Origin of the sequence: Acinetobacter soli, assembly GCF_018139125.1 — a bacterium.
In the GTDB taxonomy this organism is placed as follows: Bacteria; Pseudomonadota; Gammaproteobacteria; order Pseudomonadales; family Moraxellaceae; genus Acinetobacter; species Acinetobacter soli.
Map to the genome: position 1 here is coordinate 2625615 of NZ_CP073241.1, position 14022 is coordinate 2639636.

Sequence of the window (14022 nt, forward strand, 5' to 3'; positions counted from 1 at the left end):
AGCGCCCGATAAATCGGACGCTTTTTCAAAAAACGATCAATTATTTTTTGTCGTCTTTCACTTCAGTGAATTCAGCATCGACAACGCCATCATCTGCTTTTTGTTGCTGACCAGCTTCGCCACCTTGGAATGCATTTGGATCAAAACCTTGTGCACCACCTTCAGCGCCTTGAGCTTGCTCATAAGCACGTTGCGTGATTGGCATCAAAATGTTTTGTAGCGCTTCAGTTTTCGCTTTGATCGCGTCTACATCATTTTCTTTAGTAGCTGCTTCAAGTTCAGTCACCGCAGTTGCAACAGCAGTTTTTTCATCTTCAGTCACTTTGTCGCCAAGATCTTTCACTGCTTTGTTTGAGCTTGAAATTAATGCATCAGCTTCGTTACGCGCTTTTGCAAGTTCTTCAAACTTACGGTCTTCTTCTGCGTTTGCTTCTGCATCTTTGATCATTGCTTCGATTTCAGCATCAGACAAACCTGAGTTTGCTTTAATCTGGATCGATTGCTCTTTACCTGTGCTCTTGTCTTTTGCAGATACTTTCAAGATACCGTCGGCGTTGATGTCAAAAGACACTTCAATTTGTGGCACACCACGTGGCGCAGGTGGAATGTCACCTAATTGGAAGTTACCCAACAATTTGTTTTGTTGAGCCATCTTACGTTCACCTTGGTAAACCGAGATATCTACAGCAGGTTGGTTGTCAGCAGCAGTCGAGAACACTTGTGATTTCTTCGCAGGAATCGTGGTATTTTTCTCGATAATTGCTGTGAGTACGCCGCCCATAGTTTCGATACCCAAAGTCAATGGGGTAACGTCAAGAAGCAATACGTCATTTTTGTCGCCAGACAATACTGCACCTTGAATTGCAGCACCGATTGCCACAGCTTCGTCCGGGTTCACGTCTTTACGTGGCTCTTTACCGAAGAACTCTTGTACTTTTTGTTGTACAAGTGGCATACGAGACTGACCACCGACCAAGATCACGTCAGAGATATCAGAAGTCGAAAGACCTGCATCTTTAAGCGCAATACGGCAAGGTTCAATGGTGCGCGCAACCAAGTCTGCAACCAAACCTTCAAGTTTTGCACGAGTAACGTTGATCACCAAGTGTTTCGGACCAGTTGCGTCAGCCGTGATGTACGGCAAGTTGATTTCAGTCGCATTCGATGAAGAAAGCTCAATTTTTGCTTTTTCAGCAGCTTCTTTCAAACGTTGTAACGCAAGCGGATCATTTTTCAGATTCACACTTTGTTCTTTCTTGAATTCTTCAACCAAGTATTCAATCAATGCGTTATCAAAGTCTTCACCACCTAGGAAAGTATCACCGTTGGTCGATAACACTTCGATTTGCTGGTCGCCATCAAGGTCAGCAATTTCAATGATCGATACGTCAAATGTACCACCACCCAAGTCGTAAACAGCAACTTTACGGTCGCCTTCTTTCTTGTCCATACCAAACGCAAGTGCCGCAGCAGTTGGTTCGTTGATGATACGTTTCACATCAAGACCTGCAATACGACCAGCATCTTTAGTGGCTTGACGCTGTGCATCGTTAAAGTATGCAGGAACAGTAATCACCGCTTCTGTTACTGTTTCGCCAAGATAGTCTTCAGCCGTTTTCTTCATCTTTTTCAAGATTTCAGCAGAAACCTGTTGTGGCGCTAATTTTTTATCGTTTACTTCAACCCACGCATCACCATTGTCTGCTTTAATGATTTTGTAAGGGACTAAGCCGATGTCTTTTTGTACGGCTTGATCTTCGTAACGACGACCGATTAAACGCTTAATGGCGAACAATGTGTTTTTAGGGTTCGTTACCGCCTGACGCTTTGCAGACTGACCTACCAAGATCTCGCCATCTTTATACGCAATGATCGATGGTGTAGTACGCGCGCCTTCCGCGTTTTCAATTACTTTAACTTTATCGCCCTCAAGTACAGCGACACATGAGTTGGTTGTACCTAAGTCAATACCGATAATTTTTGCCATGAGTTCAATTCCTCAAAATTTTTTTGCAATGTTTTTGCTTGTTATCCGATATGAGAGTGAATTGATTTTTTTCAAGCATTTTCATCAAAAAAAATCAAAACACGTTCCGATTTATTCAATTATTGACCGACAGTCACCATGGCTGGGCGCAACAAACGACCTGAAAGGGTGTAGCCTTTTTGTAAGACATTACCAATCTCACCGGCCTTCGCTGTTGGATCAATCCCGACGGCCTGATGCAGGTCGGCGTTGAAGCCGTTCGAGGTATCTACCGCAGCCACTTCAAATTTTTCAAGCGTAGTGGTCAATGATTTCAAGGTCAGCTCAATACCTTCAACTAAAGGTGTTTTTTCGTCGCCCGCAGCCTGAATGGCGCGCTCAAGGTTGTCGACTGAATCGAGCAAGCCTTTTGCAAACTTTTCAAGCGCAAATTTTTTGGCACTTTCTGCTTCACGTTCAGCGCGTTCTTTTACTTTTTCAGCTTCGTAAATGGCATTGGCTGCGCGTGCTTTTTCAAGCTTGAGGCTTTCTTCAAGCTTGCTGATCTGAGCTTGCAAATCTTCAACGCTAATCTCAGCGACCTGCTCGGTTTCTTCAGTTTGAGTGTGCTCAGTGTTAAGTGCTGCTTGCTCTGAAGATAAGTCTTGAGCCTGCTCGTTTTGCTCATTAGCCATTGATGATCTCCGTTTAAAAGGGTTCTTAAACATGTACAGTCCTTTGGGCATCAGTGTTTGTAACTGCAAATTCCTGAACTGCCACGAATTTTGTTCATTTGTGAATAATCATAGAGGTATGGGCATTGCTTAAAAATTCAAGTCATAGAAAACAGATAAAAAAATTATTCTTCACAATTCAGGTAATTGCCCAGATGTTCCATTAAAAATGCAATCAAAATCTGGGTCATGTGTGGCAAATGCTGTCGAGAGGCATACACCAGCGAGAGCGATAAATCGGTTGCGGTATACTCTGGTAAGACGCGAACCAGTCGACCCATTGCCAAATCTTGCTGTACCAATAAACTGGGCAACATGGCAATGCCTTGACCATTTATACACATATCATATAAAGCATTCACATCATTACTTTTAAAGCTGCTCTGGATTGGATAATTTTGCGGATGCTGCTCGGCATCAATGAGCGTCCAGTACTGACTATAATGTTGATGACTGATACAGGCGTGTTGCAATAACTGGCTCGGATGGTTCAATTCAGGTGCTTGAGCCAAATAGTCTGGATGGGCACAAAAGGTCGAAGCAATGGTGTAAATGGGGCGTGCAATCAAGCCATCGGCAATTTTCTGCGTAATGCGCAGCGCCAAATCGATATTGCCGTCGATTAAATCCAATGCATTTTCTGTGAGCGTTAAATCAAACTGAATTTGAGGATAAGCTGCCTGAAAGGCACGTAAACAACGATTCAGTCCCAACTGGTACAAAAACAAACCGCAGGTAAGACGAATGCTGCCGCTTTGTTGTTCATGCGCGGCTAAATCATGCAGTAACAACTGCTGCTGTAAAATATTTTCACAGTAACGCAGTGCTTTTTCACCCGATGGCGTTAGTGAGATTTTACGGGTATTACGTTGAAACAAGCGAATCGAGAAGGTGTGCTCTAAATGATGGAGATAACGTGACACCATGGCGCGCGAATAATCCAGCTGATCGGCAGCTCTGGCTAAACTGCCATGATGAGCAATTGCGACAAAAACCCGCATGGCTTTTAAGGTATCCATCATTAACCACATTATTGTTGCAAGATATGCAACAGTTTATCTTGAAAATGCCGATTTATTAAACACAAGTTGCAGCTTAAAGTGTATTCTATTTTTAGGAGACACACATGAATTTTATTAAAAATACCACACTTGCTGCCGCCATAATGACCAGCCTTGCAGTCAGCACGGCTTTTGCTCAAACCGTGACGATTAAAAGCTTTGTGGCACAGCCAGAGCATTTTGGTGTGACCTCGACGCTCATTGAAAATGATAAAGAAGTGATGCTAGTCAATGCTCAGTTTTCTAAATCTGAGGCACTGCGTCTTGCGGCCGAAATACTCGACAGTGGTAAAACACTCAATACCATTTTTATCAGCTATGGCGATCCAGATTATTACTTTGGTTTGGATGTCTTAAAACAATACTTTCCGGCAGCCAAAATTTTAGCTACACCAGAAACAGTGCAGCATATTCAGCAAACTCAGGCCCTCAAAGTGAACTACTGGTCACCTCTTATGGGCGCAAATGCCCCTTCAAAGATCATCGTGCCAGAAATTTACCGAGCTAAAACTTTGAAACTTGGAAATCAAAAGATCGAAATCAAAGGCAAAAATGAACTGACGTATTTATATATTCCAGATGCTCAAGCTGTGGTGGGCGGAATTGCTGTGTCGTCAGGCATTCATTTGTGGATGGCGGATACACCACGCACTCAAGACCGTCAAGCCGTACTAGAGACCTTAAGCAGTATTCAGGCGTTACATCCGAAAGTCGTGATTCCAGCACATATGGCAGCGCATGCACCACAAGATTTGGCTGCGGTTAATTTTTCGATTAATTACATCAAAGATTATGAAAAAGCCGTTCAGGCCAGTAAAACATCGGCCGACGTGATTCAAATCATGCAACAGCAGTATCCCACTTTAACCGAAAACAGCAATCTGGAACTGAGTGCAAAAGTGGTTAAAGGTGAGATGAAATGGCCCTAATCAAGATCTGCAGATGCAGAACTTTTTTTAAAAAAAGCCTGCATGAAATACAACTCACATAGCGAAGGGTATCTGAGCCGCGAAAATCATTGTTTCGCGGCGTAATCTTCTTTGTATGGTTTTTATAAATATATAAGACAACAGGTTTATGCGCTAAAAAGCATAAAATTTCAAAAAACATCAAAAAGATTAAAAAATTACGAGCTTTTAAAGCAAAATATGAAGATTTTTATGCAAAAAAATTGATTAATAAAAAATTTCACAATCGCTACTGGCAAGCCTAAAAACTCCAACGAATTGTGCGAGCACCACTAAAAAAAATTGGGAATGATAGGCAGCGCAAAGTTGGACTTTGCATATTTTTAATTTGTCATAGTGAAAGGAAAGATCCCATGAAAAAATTAGCGCTTATGTCGTTGGTGTGTGCCGGTGTTGCGTTAACTGCTGTAGGCTGTGCCTCTGAAGCCGGTTTGAATGCATCTGGTTCTGCTCAAACAACATCTAGTCCGCAAGCCGGAGTACAAGGTGGTGTTGCAGCTGAAGCGGGTGCTTCAACTCAAACTCAACAGCCTGTACAAGCAGCGCCTGAAATGGCACAGCCGTCTACTGACGCTTCAACAATTCAGTAATATCAGCGTATGGGTCACTTAATTAGATCGTTTATTTGCCTTCAGGATGCCACCTAGGCGAAAAACTTAACCTGATCAAAGCTGCTACTGAGATCAAGTGTCTACATAAGATGACAGTCGCCGAAGAAATAACCTACAGCTTGCGCAGGAATCTCCTCTGGGTAAGCATGAGGTATTCGACTAAGATGTTTGAAAGCGAAAAGGATGTTCACTCTGGTTTGTTTATCAATATGTCACAACGGATTGTGCAGTAACAAACCCATCAATAAACCCCTAAGTCACCCGATGATTTAGGGGTTTATTTTTTGTCGATTGAACGACCACCTTAATTTGATTTGATGTTTATGGGCAAATCATGAAAAATCCGTGTTTCTGCGGTCAATGACATTTAACAAAAACCGTCTACGTTTAATAAAAGCAACACAGAACAGGCTTGATTGCCACTTTTAAACAAGAATATAGTCATACATGACCCACATATGCCAAAAATATAAACATCGAAGGGAGACAGCGGTGGTTGCCATTACTCAAAATATTCAGGAACTACTTGAAAAAGGTCAGGGGCCTGCGGCTCGTGTTCTCGATAAGCTTCCTTCATTTGTGCAGGAATCGCTTGTCCGCGTATTGGGCTATCCCTATCAATATCCGCAGTTAGACAGTTTTACCAAATGCCTTATGGCTGTCCAGCTTAAACAAGGTTTGGTCGGCTTTATTGGTTCCGATGTAGAGCAATCTCGTCAAGCGTTTGAGCTGCAAATGCAAACCATTCGACGTAAACCCACCGCTGTTGCATCTGTCGAGGATATCCGTTTACCTTTGCAAAGCGGAACGATTTTTGCGCGGCATTATCATCCTGCACCCAGCAAAAAATTGCCGATGATTGTGTTTTATCATGGGGGCGGATTTGTCGTTGGTAGTGTAGATACCCATGATGAAGCGTGTCGCTTAATTGCAAAATACAGTCAAGCTCAGGTGCTCAGTATTGAATATCCGCTCGCTCCCGAAGTTTCGCCGCAACGTTTAATTCAGTCCTGTGAAGATGCACTGGCATGGGTATATCAAAACAAACGACACTTCAAAATCTTAAAAAATCGAATTGCGGTGGCTGGAGATAGCGCGGGCGGAAATATCAGTACGGTGATCGCGCAGCGTGCAGTGGGTAAAGTTTATGCGCCTGATGCGCAATTCCTCATCTATCCAGCTGTAGATTTTAAAAGTCGCCATCCATCCTTTTATGCCTATAAAGACGGATTGGTGCTAACCGGTACAGATATCGACTACGCGACGGACTATTATGCGACCCGGCATGACGTTCGTCTGGATGATCCAATCATATCGCCAACTTATGGCAATTTTAAAAAAATGGCACCTGCCTATATTGTTACGGCCGGGCATGATGTTTTGCATGATGAAGGTGAGATTTACAGCCACAAGCTACGTCAAAATGGCGTTAAAGTACATTTTGAAGAGTATCTCGATCAAACACATGGCTTTATTAATCTAACGCCAGTATCGCATCAAGCCAAAGCTAACCTGATTCAGATGAGTCGCGGTTTTCGTAAGTTTTGGAACAAATATGCTTAAATACTGAATCCGCTTTATGCCTTAGGTCAACAGGTCTGGTCTTCACTGATCATCAGATGAGTTGATTAGATGAGTGCCTAAGGCTTATTTATTGAATGATGTATCAGGAATTAAAATGCTCAAACAATCGTTATGTTTATCCGCTGCTTTGCTCATGAGTGCGCATGCGCTTGCTAATACTCAGGTCGAAATGAAAACCACACTGGGCAATATTGAAATTGAGCTATATGATCAAAAGGCACCTGTTTCAGCAAAAAACTTTGAAAACTATATTAAGAGTAACTTTTATAGCGGCACGATTTTTCATCGTGTGATTCCAGGTTTCATGATTCAAGGCGGTGGGCTAGAGTCCAACATGAAAGAAAAACCAACGGCTGCTCCCATTAAAAATGAAGCATCAAATGGTTTGAGTAATACACGCGGTACACTGGCAATGGCGCGAACCAGTAATCCAAATTCGGCCACCAGTCAGTTTTTTATTAATGTGGCAGACAATACCTTCTTAAATGCATCATCGCGTGATGCTGGTTATGCAGTGTTTGGTAAAGTGACCAAGGGTATGGATGTGGTCGATAAAATCGCAAATGTACCTACTGCCAATGTGGGAATGCACCAAAACGTACCTAAACAAGCGGTAAAAATCTTGAGCGTTCAAATAAAAACCACACACAAATAAAAGCAAATAAAATAAAAGAGAAATATTTATTTCATATTTCTCTTTTATAATTAGAGTTTTAGGTTGTTATTTTTCAATTTTTGCATCAAGTTGGTGCACAAAAATAGAACACTCGACAAAACAAAGGTTTAAAAACACTTGCGTGCCAAAAAAAAACTCCTATAATGCACTCATCCCGACGCGATACACGAAAGCAACTTAGCTTACAGGGTTAAGTTGAAAGAAAGTGTTTTGCGTTGAATTTGTCTCTGACGAAGAGCAAATCGATCATTAAGAGAATAGAAGAACAACTTGTGTGGATTTTTACTGGTTGATTAATCGATATATATTATCATTGATTGATTGGTTTAAATTACTCGAAGTTTATTTGAGCGAAATTTAAGTCAGGAAATTGATGAGCCAGAATTGGCACCTTGTCTATAAATAAGGTGCAAAATGATTTTAACTGAAGAGTTTGATCATGGCTCAGATTGAACGCTGGCGGCAGGCTTAACACATGCAAGTCGAGCGGAGTGATGGTGCTTGCACTATCACTTAGCGGCGGACGGGTGAGTAATGCTTAGGAATCTGCCTATTAGTGGGGGACAACATCTCGAAAGGGATGCTAATACCGCATACGTCCTACGGGAGAAAGCAGGGGATCACTTGTGACCTTGCGCTAATAGATGAGCCTAAGTCGGATTAGCTAGTTGGTGGGGTAAAGGCCTACCAAGGCGACGATCTGTAGCGGGTCTGAGAGGATGATCCGCCACACTGGGACTGAGACACGGCCCAGACTCCTACGGGAGGCAGCAGTGGGGAATATTGGACAATGGGGGGAACCCTGATCCAGCCATGCCGCGTGTGTGAAGAAGGCCTTATGGTTGTAAAGCACTTTAAGCGAGGAGGAGGCTCTTTTGGTTAATACCCAAGATGAGTGGACGTTACTCGCAGAATAAGCACCGGCTAACTCTGTGCCAGCAGCCGCGGTAATACAGAGGGTGCAAGCGTTAATCGGATTTACTGGGCGTAAAGCGCGCGTAGGCGGCCAATTAAGTCAAATGTGAAATCCCCGAGCTTAACTTGGGAATTGCATTCGATACTGGTTGGCTAGAGTGTGGGAGAGGATGGTAGAATTCCAGGTGTAGCGGTGAAATGCGTAGAGATCTGGAGGAATACCGATGGCGAAGGCAGCCATCTGGCCTAACACTGACGCTGAGGTGCGAAAGCATGGGGAGCAAACAGGATTAGATACCCTGGTAGTCCATGCCGTAAACGATGTCTACTAGCCGTTGGGGCCTTTGAGGCTTTAGTGGCGCAGCTAACGCGATAAGTAGACCGCCTGGGGAGTACGGTCGCAAGACTAAAACTCAAATGAATTGACGGGGGCCCGCACAAGCGGTGGAGCATGTGGTTTAATTCGATGCAACGCGAAGAACCTTACCTGGCCTTGACATAGTAGAAACTTTCCAGAGATGGATTGGTGCCTTCGGGAATCTACATACAGGTGCTGCATGGCTGTCGTCAGCTCGTGTCGTGAGATGTTGGGTTAAGTCCCGCAACGAGCGCAACCCTTTTCCTTACTTGCCAGCATTTCGGATGGGAACTTTAAGGATACTGCCAGTGACAAACTGGAGGAAGGCGGGGACGACGTCAAGTCATCATGGCCCTTACGGCCAGGGCTACACACGTGCTACAATGGTCGGTACAAAGGGTTGCTACCTAGCGATAGGATGCTAATCTCAAAAAGCCGATCGTAGTCCGGATTGGAGTCTGCAACTCGACTCCATGAAGTCGGAATCGCTAGTAATCGCGGATCAGAATGCCGCGGTGAATACGTTCCGGGCCTTGTACACACCGCCCGTCACACCATGGGAGTTTGTTGCACCAGAAGTAGCTAGCCTAACTGCAAAGAGGGCGGTTACCACGGTGTGGCCGATGACTGGGGTGAAGTCGTAACAAGGTAGCCGTAGGGGAACCTGCGGCTGGATCACCTCCTTAACGAAAGATTGATTGGCCGGTAAGAATCCACAACAAGTTGTTCTTCTAAGATGTATCTGAGGGTCTGTAGCTCAGTTGGTTAGAGCACACGCTTGATAAGCGTGGGGTCACAAGTTCAAGTCTTGTCAGACCCACCAAGTCTACGGCAGAAAGATACATTAATGATATAAGCTGGGGACTTAGCTTAGTTGGTAGAGCGCCTGCTTTGCACGCAGGAGGTCAGGAGTTCGACTCTCCTAGTCTCCACCACGTACTTTAAAGAGTACGGCTAAGGTGTAGATTATAGAACTTAGTAAAAAGAAGGTCTTGAGATCTTATTTTATTAAGTTCTGTGATTTATCACAGTTTAGTGTGATCTGACGAAGACACATTAATTCATTAACAGATTGGAAAATATTGAGTCTGAAATAAATTGTTCAAACTCGATTAAATAAGAAGCTAACAAGCAATTGTTAGGTGACTATTTAATCCGAGAACTAGCAAATTAACTGAATCAAGCGTTTTGGTATATGAATTTAGATTGAAGCTGTACGGTGATTCAATTCACAGTACTTCAAACTGTAATGTTGATAATGCTACTTGTAGGCATTAGCGACTGTTTGGGGTTGTATAGTCAAGTAATTAAGTGCATGTGGTGGATGCCTTGGCAGTCAGAGGCGATGAAAGACGTGATAGCCTGCGAAAAGCTCCGGGGAGGCGGCAAATATCCTTTGATCCGGAGATGTCTGAATGGGGAAACCCACTTATCATAAGATAGGTATTGCATGATGAATACATAGTCATGCAAGGCGAACGAGGGAAGTGAAACATCTCAGTACCCTTAGGAAAAGAAATCAATTGAGATTCCCTTAGTAGCGGCGAGCGAAAGGGGAACAGCCCATTAAGTTGTGTGTGTTCTAGTGGAACGCTCTGGGAAGTGCGAACGTAGAGGGTGATATTCCCGTACACGAAAGGGCACACGCAATGATGACGAGTAGGGCGAGGCACGTGAAACCTTGTCTGAATATGGGGGGACCATCCTCCAAGGCTAAATACTCCTGACTGACCGATAGTGAACCAGTACCGTGAGGGAAAGGCGAAAAGAACCCCTGTGAGGGGAGTGAAATAGATCCTGAAACCGCATGCATACAAGCAGTGGGAGCCGACATGTTCGGTGACTGCGTACCTTTTGTATAATGGGTCAGCGACTTATATTCAGTAGCAAGGTTAACCGCATAGGGGAGCCGTAGGGAAACCGAGTCTTAATAGGGCGTATAGTTGCTGGGTATAGACCCGAAACCAGGCGATCTATCCATGAGCAGGTTGAAGGTTGGGTAACACTAACTGGAGGACCGAACCCACTGTCGTTGAAAAGCCAGGGGATGACTTGTGGATAGGGGTGAAAGGCTAATCAAGCCTGGTGATAGCTGGTTCTCCCCGAAAGCTATTTAGGTAGCGCCTCGGACGAATACCATAGGGGGTAGAGCACTGTTTCGGCTAGGGGGTCATCCCGACTTACCAAACCGATGCAAACTCCGAATACCTATGAGTACTATCCGGGAGACAGACTGCGGGTGCTAACGTCCGTAGTCAAGAGGAAAACAATCCAGACCGCCAGCTAAGGCCCCAAAATCATAGTTAAGTGGGAAACGATGTGGGAAGGCATAGACAGCTAGGAGGTTGGCTTAGAAGCAGCCACCCTTTAAAGAAAGCGTAATAGCTCACTAGTCGAGTCGGCCTGCGCGGAAGATGTAACGGGGCTAAAACTATGTGCCGAAGCTGCGGATGTAACTTTAAGTTACGTGGTAGGGGAGCGTTCTGTAAGCCGATGAAGGTGGATTGAGAAGTCTGCTGGAGGTATCAGAAGTGCGAATGCTGACGTGAGTAACGACAAAACGGGTGAAAAACCCGTTCGCCGAAAGACCAAGGGTTCCAGTCCAACGTTAATCGGGGCTGGGTGAGTCGACCCCTAAGGCGAGGCCGAAAGGCGTAGTCGATGGGAAATTGGTTAATATTCCAATACTTCTGTGTAATGCGATGAGAGGACGGAGAAGGTTAGGTCAGCCTGGCGTTGGTTGTCCAGGTGGAAGACAGTAGGCATGCATCTTAGGCAAATCCGGGGTGCTCTATGCTGAGAGTCGATAGCAAGCTAGTTTACTAGCGAAGTGGCTGATACCATACTTCCAAGAAAAGTCTCTAAGCTTCAGTTACACAGGAATCGTACCCGAAACCGACACAGGTGGTCAGGTCGAGTAGACCAAGGCGCTTGAGAGAACTCTGCTGAAGGAACTAGGCAAAATGGTACCGTAACTTCGGGAGAAGGTACGCTGTTGATGGTGATGGGACTTGCTCCCTGAGCGATTGACAGCCGCAGAAACCAGGCCGCTGCAACTGTTTATTAAAAACATAGCACTCTGCAAACACGAAAGTGGACGTATAGGGTGTGATGCCTGCCCGGTGCTGGAAGGTTAATTGATGGGGTTAGCGTAAGCGAAGCTCTTGATCGAAGCCCCAGTAAACGGCGGCCGTAACTATAACGGTCCTAAGGTAGCGAAATTCCTTGTCGGGTAAGTTCCGACCTGCACGAATGGCATAATGATGGCGGCGCTGTCTCCAGCAGAGGCTCAGTGAAATCGAAATCGCTGTGAAGATGCAGTGTACCCGCGGCTAGACGGAAAGACCCCGTGAACCTTTACTGCAGCTTGACATTGAACTTTGACCTTACTTGTGTAGGATAGGTGGGAGGCTTTGAAGATGGGACGCCAGTTCCATTGGAGCCATCCTTGAAATACCACCCTGGTAATGTTGAGGTTCTAACTCTGCCCCGTAATCCGGGGCGAGGACCATGTCTGGTGGGTAGTTTGACTGGGGCGGTCTCCTCCTAAAGAGTAACGGAGGAGTACGAAGGTGCGCTCAGCGTGGTCGGAAATCACGCGTAGAGTATAAAGGCAAAAGCGCGCTTAACTGCGAGACCCACAAGTCGAGCAGGTACGAAAGTAGGTCTTAGTGATCCGGTGGTTCTGTATGGAAGGGCCATCGCTCAACGGATAAAAGGTACTCTGGGGATAACAGGCTGATACCGCCCAAGAGTTCATATCGACGGCGGTGTTTGGCACCTCGATGTCGGCTCATCTCATCCTGGGGCTGAAGCAGGTCCCAAGGGTATGGCTGTTCGCCATTTAAAGAGGTACGCGAGCTGGGTTTAGAACGTCGTGAGACAGTTCGGTCCCTATCTACCGTGGGCGCTGGAAATTTGAGAGGATCTGCTCCTAGTACGAGAGGACCAGAGTGGACGAACCTCTGGTGTACCGGTTGTGACGCCAGTCGCATCGCCGGGTAGCTATGTTCGGAAGGGATAACCGCTGAAAGCATCTAAGCGGGAAGCCTACCTCAAGATAAGATTTCCCTAGGAATTTATTCCTCTAAAGAGCCGTTCAAGACTAGGACGTTGATAGGTTGGATGTGGAAGCATAGTGATATGTGAAGCTGACCAATACTAATTGCTCGTGAGGCTTGACTATACAACACCCAAACAGTTGTTGTATCAAGATAAATTCGATACGAATACTTGATTTAGTGAAAGCTAGAACATAAAATACCGACTCAATATTCCAATCCGTTAAACTCATTTGGTACAAAGTACGGCACACGCTGTGAGATACAATCCACAGTCTAAGTAAGACCCGAAAATGTCCATAAACAGTTTGCTGGCGACAATAGCAAGAGTGAACCACCTGATCCCTTCCCGAACTCAGAAGTGAAACCTCTTCGCGCTGATGGTAGTGTGGCGTTAGCCATGTGAGAGTAAGTCATCGCCAGCTTTTAAATACGAAAGCCCCCTTAACATACGTTAAGGGGGCTTTTTTATGACTAAAAATAAGTGGAAAACCACTTAACTTAATTCTTTTAAAATTGCAGCGTTAAATTCAGGAATATCATCTGGATTACGTGATGTAATCAGTACCCATCCGCCTGTATTGCAGCGATGAACGGCTTCATCTACCCAGTTTGCTCCTGCATTTTCAAGATCTAGTCGGATACTTTTATACGACGTCAGGTTTTTATCTTTAATGCGTTCTGCATTGATAAATACCCACGGCGCATGACAAATCGCGGCGATGGGCTTTCCTTGGTCGGTAAAGTGTTGAATAATATTGAGCGCGTCTGAATTTAAACGCAATAAATCGGCATTGACGGTACCACCTGCAATGACGAGTAAGTCGTAGGCTGAGGGATCAACATCAGCTAAAGCTAAATCTGGCGAATATTTTTCACCTAATTCTTGATCTCCAACAACAGTTTGAACCGCTTTGTGATGCTCAGCAGCATGCTGTGTAGCAAAACCTTTTGATTTTAAAAATTCGAGTGGTTTGATTAGCTCGTCATGTTCGATACCTGCATTTGAGGTAATAAAAAGCACATGTTTGGTCATTGTTGGTCTCGTTGTTGTCATGAGTGCTTCAAGACTAACCAATACCTTTACC

8 protein-coding genes, 2 tRNA genes and 3 rRNA genes are annotated in these 14022 nt (G+C 44.8%); 9 read left to right on the top strand and 4 right to left on the bottom strand.

Annotated features, from left to right (window positions below; all coding sequences use genetic code 11):
• Positions 1-40 precede the first annotated feature (40 nt).
• From dnaK to KCV09_RS12095, 3 genes are all read right to left on the bottom strand, one after another.
• Positions 41-1987 carry a molecular chaperone DnaK gene (gene dnaK, locus KCV09_RS12085; RefSeq protein ID WP_004933419.1) on the bottom strand — a complete coding sequence of 649 codons (1947 nt, stop codon included), beginning with the start codon at positions 1985-1987 and terminating at the stop codon, positions 41-43.
• Positions 1988-2106: 119 nt separating this feature from the next.
• Positions 2107-2661 (bottom strand): nucleotide exchange factor GrpE, encoded by a 555-nt coding sequence (gene grpE / locus KCV09_RS12090; RefSeq protein WP_004933414.1) that lies wholly within the window; start codon positions 2659-2661, stop codon positions 2107-2109.
• A gap of 164 nt (positions 2662-2825) precedes the next feature.
• Positions 2826-3719 carry a LysR family transcriptional regulator gene (locus tag KCV09_RS12095; RefSeq protein WP_171497692.1) on the bottom strand — a complete coding sequence of 298 codons (894 nt, stop codon included), beginning with the start codon at positions 3717-3719 and terminating at the stop codon, positions 2826-2828.
• A gap of 107 nt (positions 3720-3826) precedes the next feature.
• Here KCV09_RS12095 and KCV09_RS12100 point away from each other — a divergent pair, with 107 nt between their 5' ends.
• From KCV09_RS12100 to rrf, 9 genes are all read left to right on the top strand, one after another.
• Positions 3827-4690 carry an MBL fold metallo-hydrolase gene (locus KCV09_RS12100; protein ID WP_151816002.1) on the top strand — a complete coding sequence of 288 codons (864 nt, stop codon included), beginning with the start codon at positions 3827-3829 and terminating at the stop codon, positions 4688-4690.
• A gap of 392 nt (positions 4691-5082) precedes the next feature.
• Positions 5083-5319, top strand: coding sequence for a hypothetical protein (locus KCV09_RS12105; protein ID WP_004933398.1), 237 nt, complete (start codon positions 5083-5085; stop codon positions 5317-5319).
• A gap of 468 nt (positions 5320-5787) precedes the next feature.
• On the top strand, positions 5788-6903 hold the full coding sequence (locus tag KCV09_RS12110; protein ID WP_373869362.1) for an alpha/beta hydrolase: 1116 nt from the start codon (positions 5788-5790) through the stop codon (positions 6901-6903).
• A 115-nt stretch (positions 6904-7018) separates the two neighbouring features.
• Entirely contained in the window at positions 7019-7579 is a 561-nt protein-coding gene (locus KCV09_RS12115) for a peptidylprolyl isomerase (RefSeq protein ID WP_151816233.1), read from the top strand.
• A 442-nt stretch (positions 7580-8021) separates the two neighbouring features.
• Positions 8022-9559: ribosomal RNA gene (locus KCV09_RS12120) — 16S ribosomal RNA — on the top strand.
• Positions 9560-9619: 60 nt separating this feature from the next.
• Positions 9620-9696, top strand: a tRNA-Ile gene (locus tag KCV09_RS12125).
• 36 nt (positions 9697-9732) lie between these two features.
• Positions 9733-9808: transfer RNA gene (locus tag KCV09_RS12130), tRNA-Ala, on the top strand.
• A gap of 362 nt (positions 9809-10170) precedes the next feature.
• Positions 10171-13059, top strand: a 23S ribosomal RNA gene (locus KCV09_RS12135).
• A 185-nt stretch (positions 13060-13244) separates the two neighbouring features.
• Positions 13245-13359: ribosomal RNA gene (gene rrf / locus KCV09_RS12140) — 5S ribosomal RNA — on the top strand.
• The 16S, 23S and 5S rRNA genes sit together here with 2 tRNA genes alongside, the layout of an rRNA operon.
• Before the next feature lie 71 nt (positions 13360-13430).
• Here rrf and KCV09_RS12145 read toward each other — a convergent pair.
• Entirely contained in the window at positions 13431-13970 is a 540-nt protein-coding gene (locus KCV09_RS12145; RefSeq protein WP_004944561.1) for a type 1 glutamine amidotransferase domain-containing protein, read from the bottom strand.
• Positions 13971-14022: the final 52 nt, after the last annotated feature.

Bases quoted from the DNA above. Each gene is read 5' to 3' on its own strand.
- grpE (WP_004933414.1), bottom strand. From the start codon at position 2,661: ATGGCTAATGAGCAAAACGAGCAGGCTCAAGACTTATCTTCAGAGCAA.
- KCV09_RS12145 (WP_004944561.1), bottom strand. From the start codon at position 13,970: ATGACCAAACATGTGCTTTTTATTACCTCAAATGCAGGTATCGAACAT.
- KCV09_RS12105 (WP_004933398.1), top strand. From the start codon at position 5,083: ATGAAAAAATTAGCGCTTATGTCGTTGGTGTGTGCCGGTGTTGCGTTA.
- KCV09_RS12115 (WP_151816233.1), top strand. From the start codon at position 7,019: ATGCTCAAACAATCGTTATGTTTATCCGCTGCTTTGCTCATGAGTGCG.
- KCV09_RS12110 (WP_373869362.1), top strand. From the start codon at position 5,788: ATGACCCACATATGCCAAAAATATAAACATCGAAGGGAGACAGCGGTG.
- dnaK (WP_004933419.1), bottom strand. From the start codon at position 1,987: ATGGCAAAAATTATCGGTATTGACTTAGGTACAACCAACTCATGTGTC.
- KCV09_RS12100 (WP_151816002.1), top strand. From the start codon at position 3,827: ATGAATTTTATTAAAAATACCACACTTGCTGCCGCCATAATGACCAGC.
- KCV09_RS12095 (WP_171497692.1), bottom strand. From the start codon at position 3,719: ATGGATACCTTAAAAGCCATGCGGGTTTTTGTCGCAATTGCTCATCAT.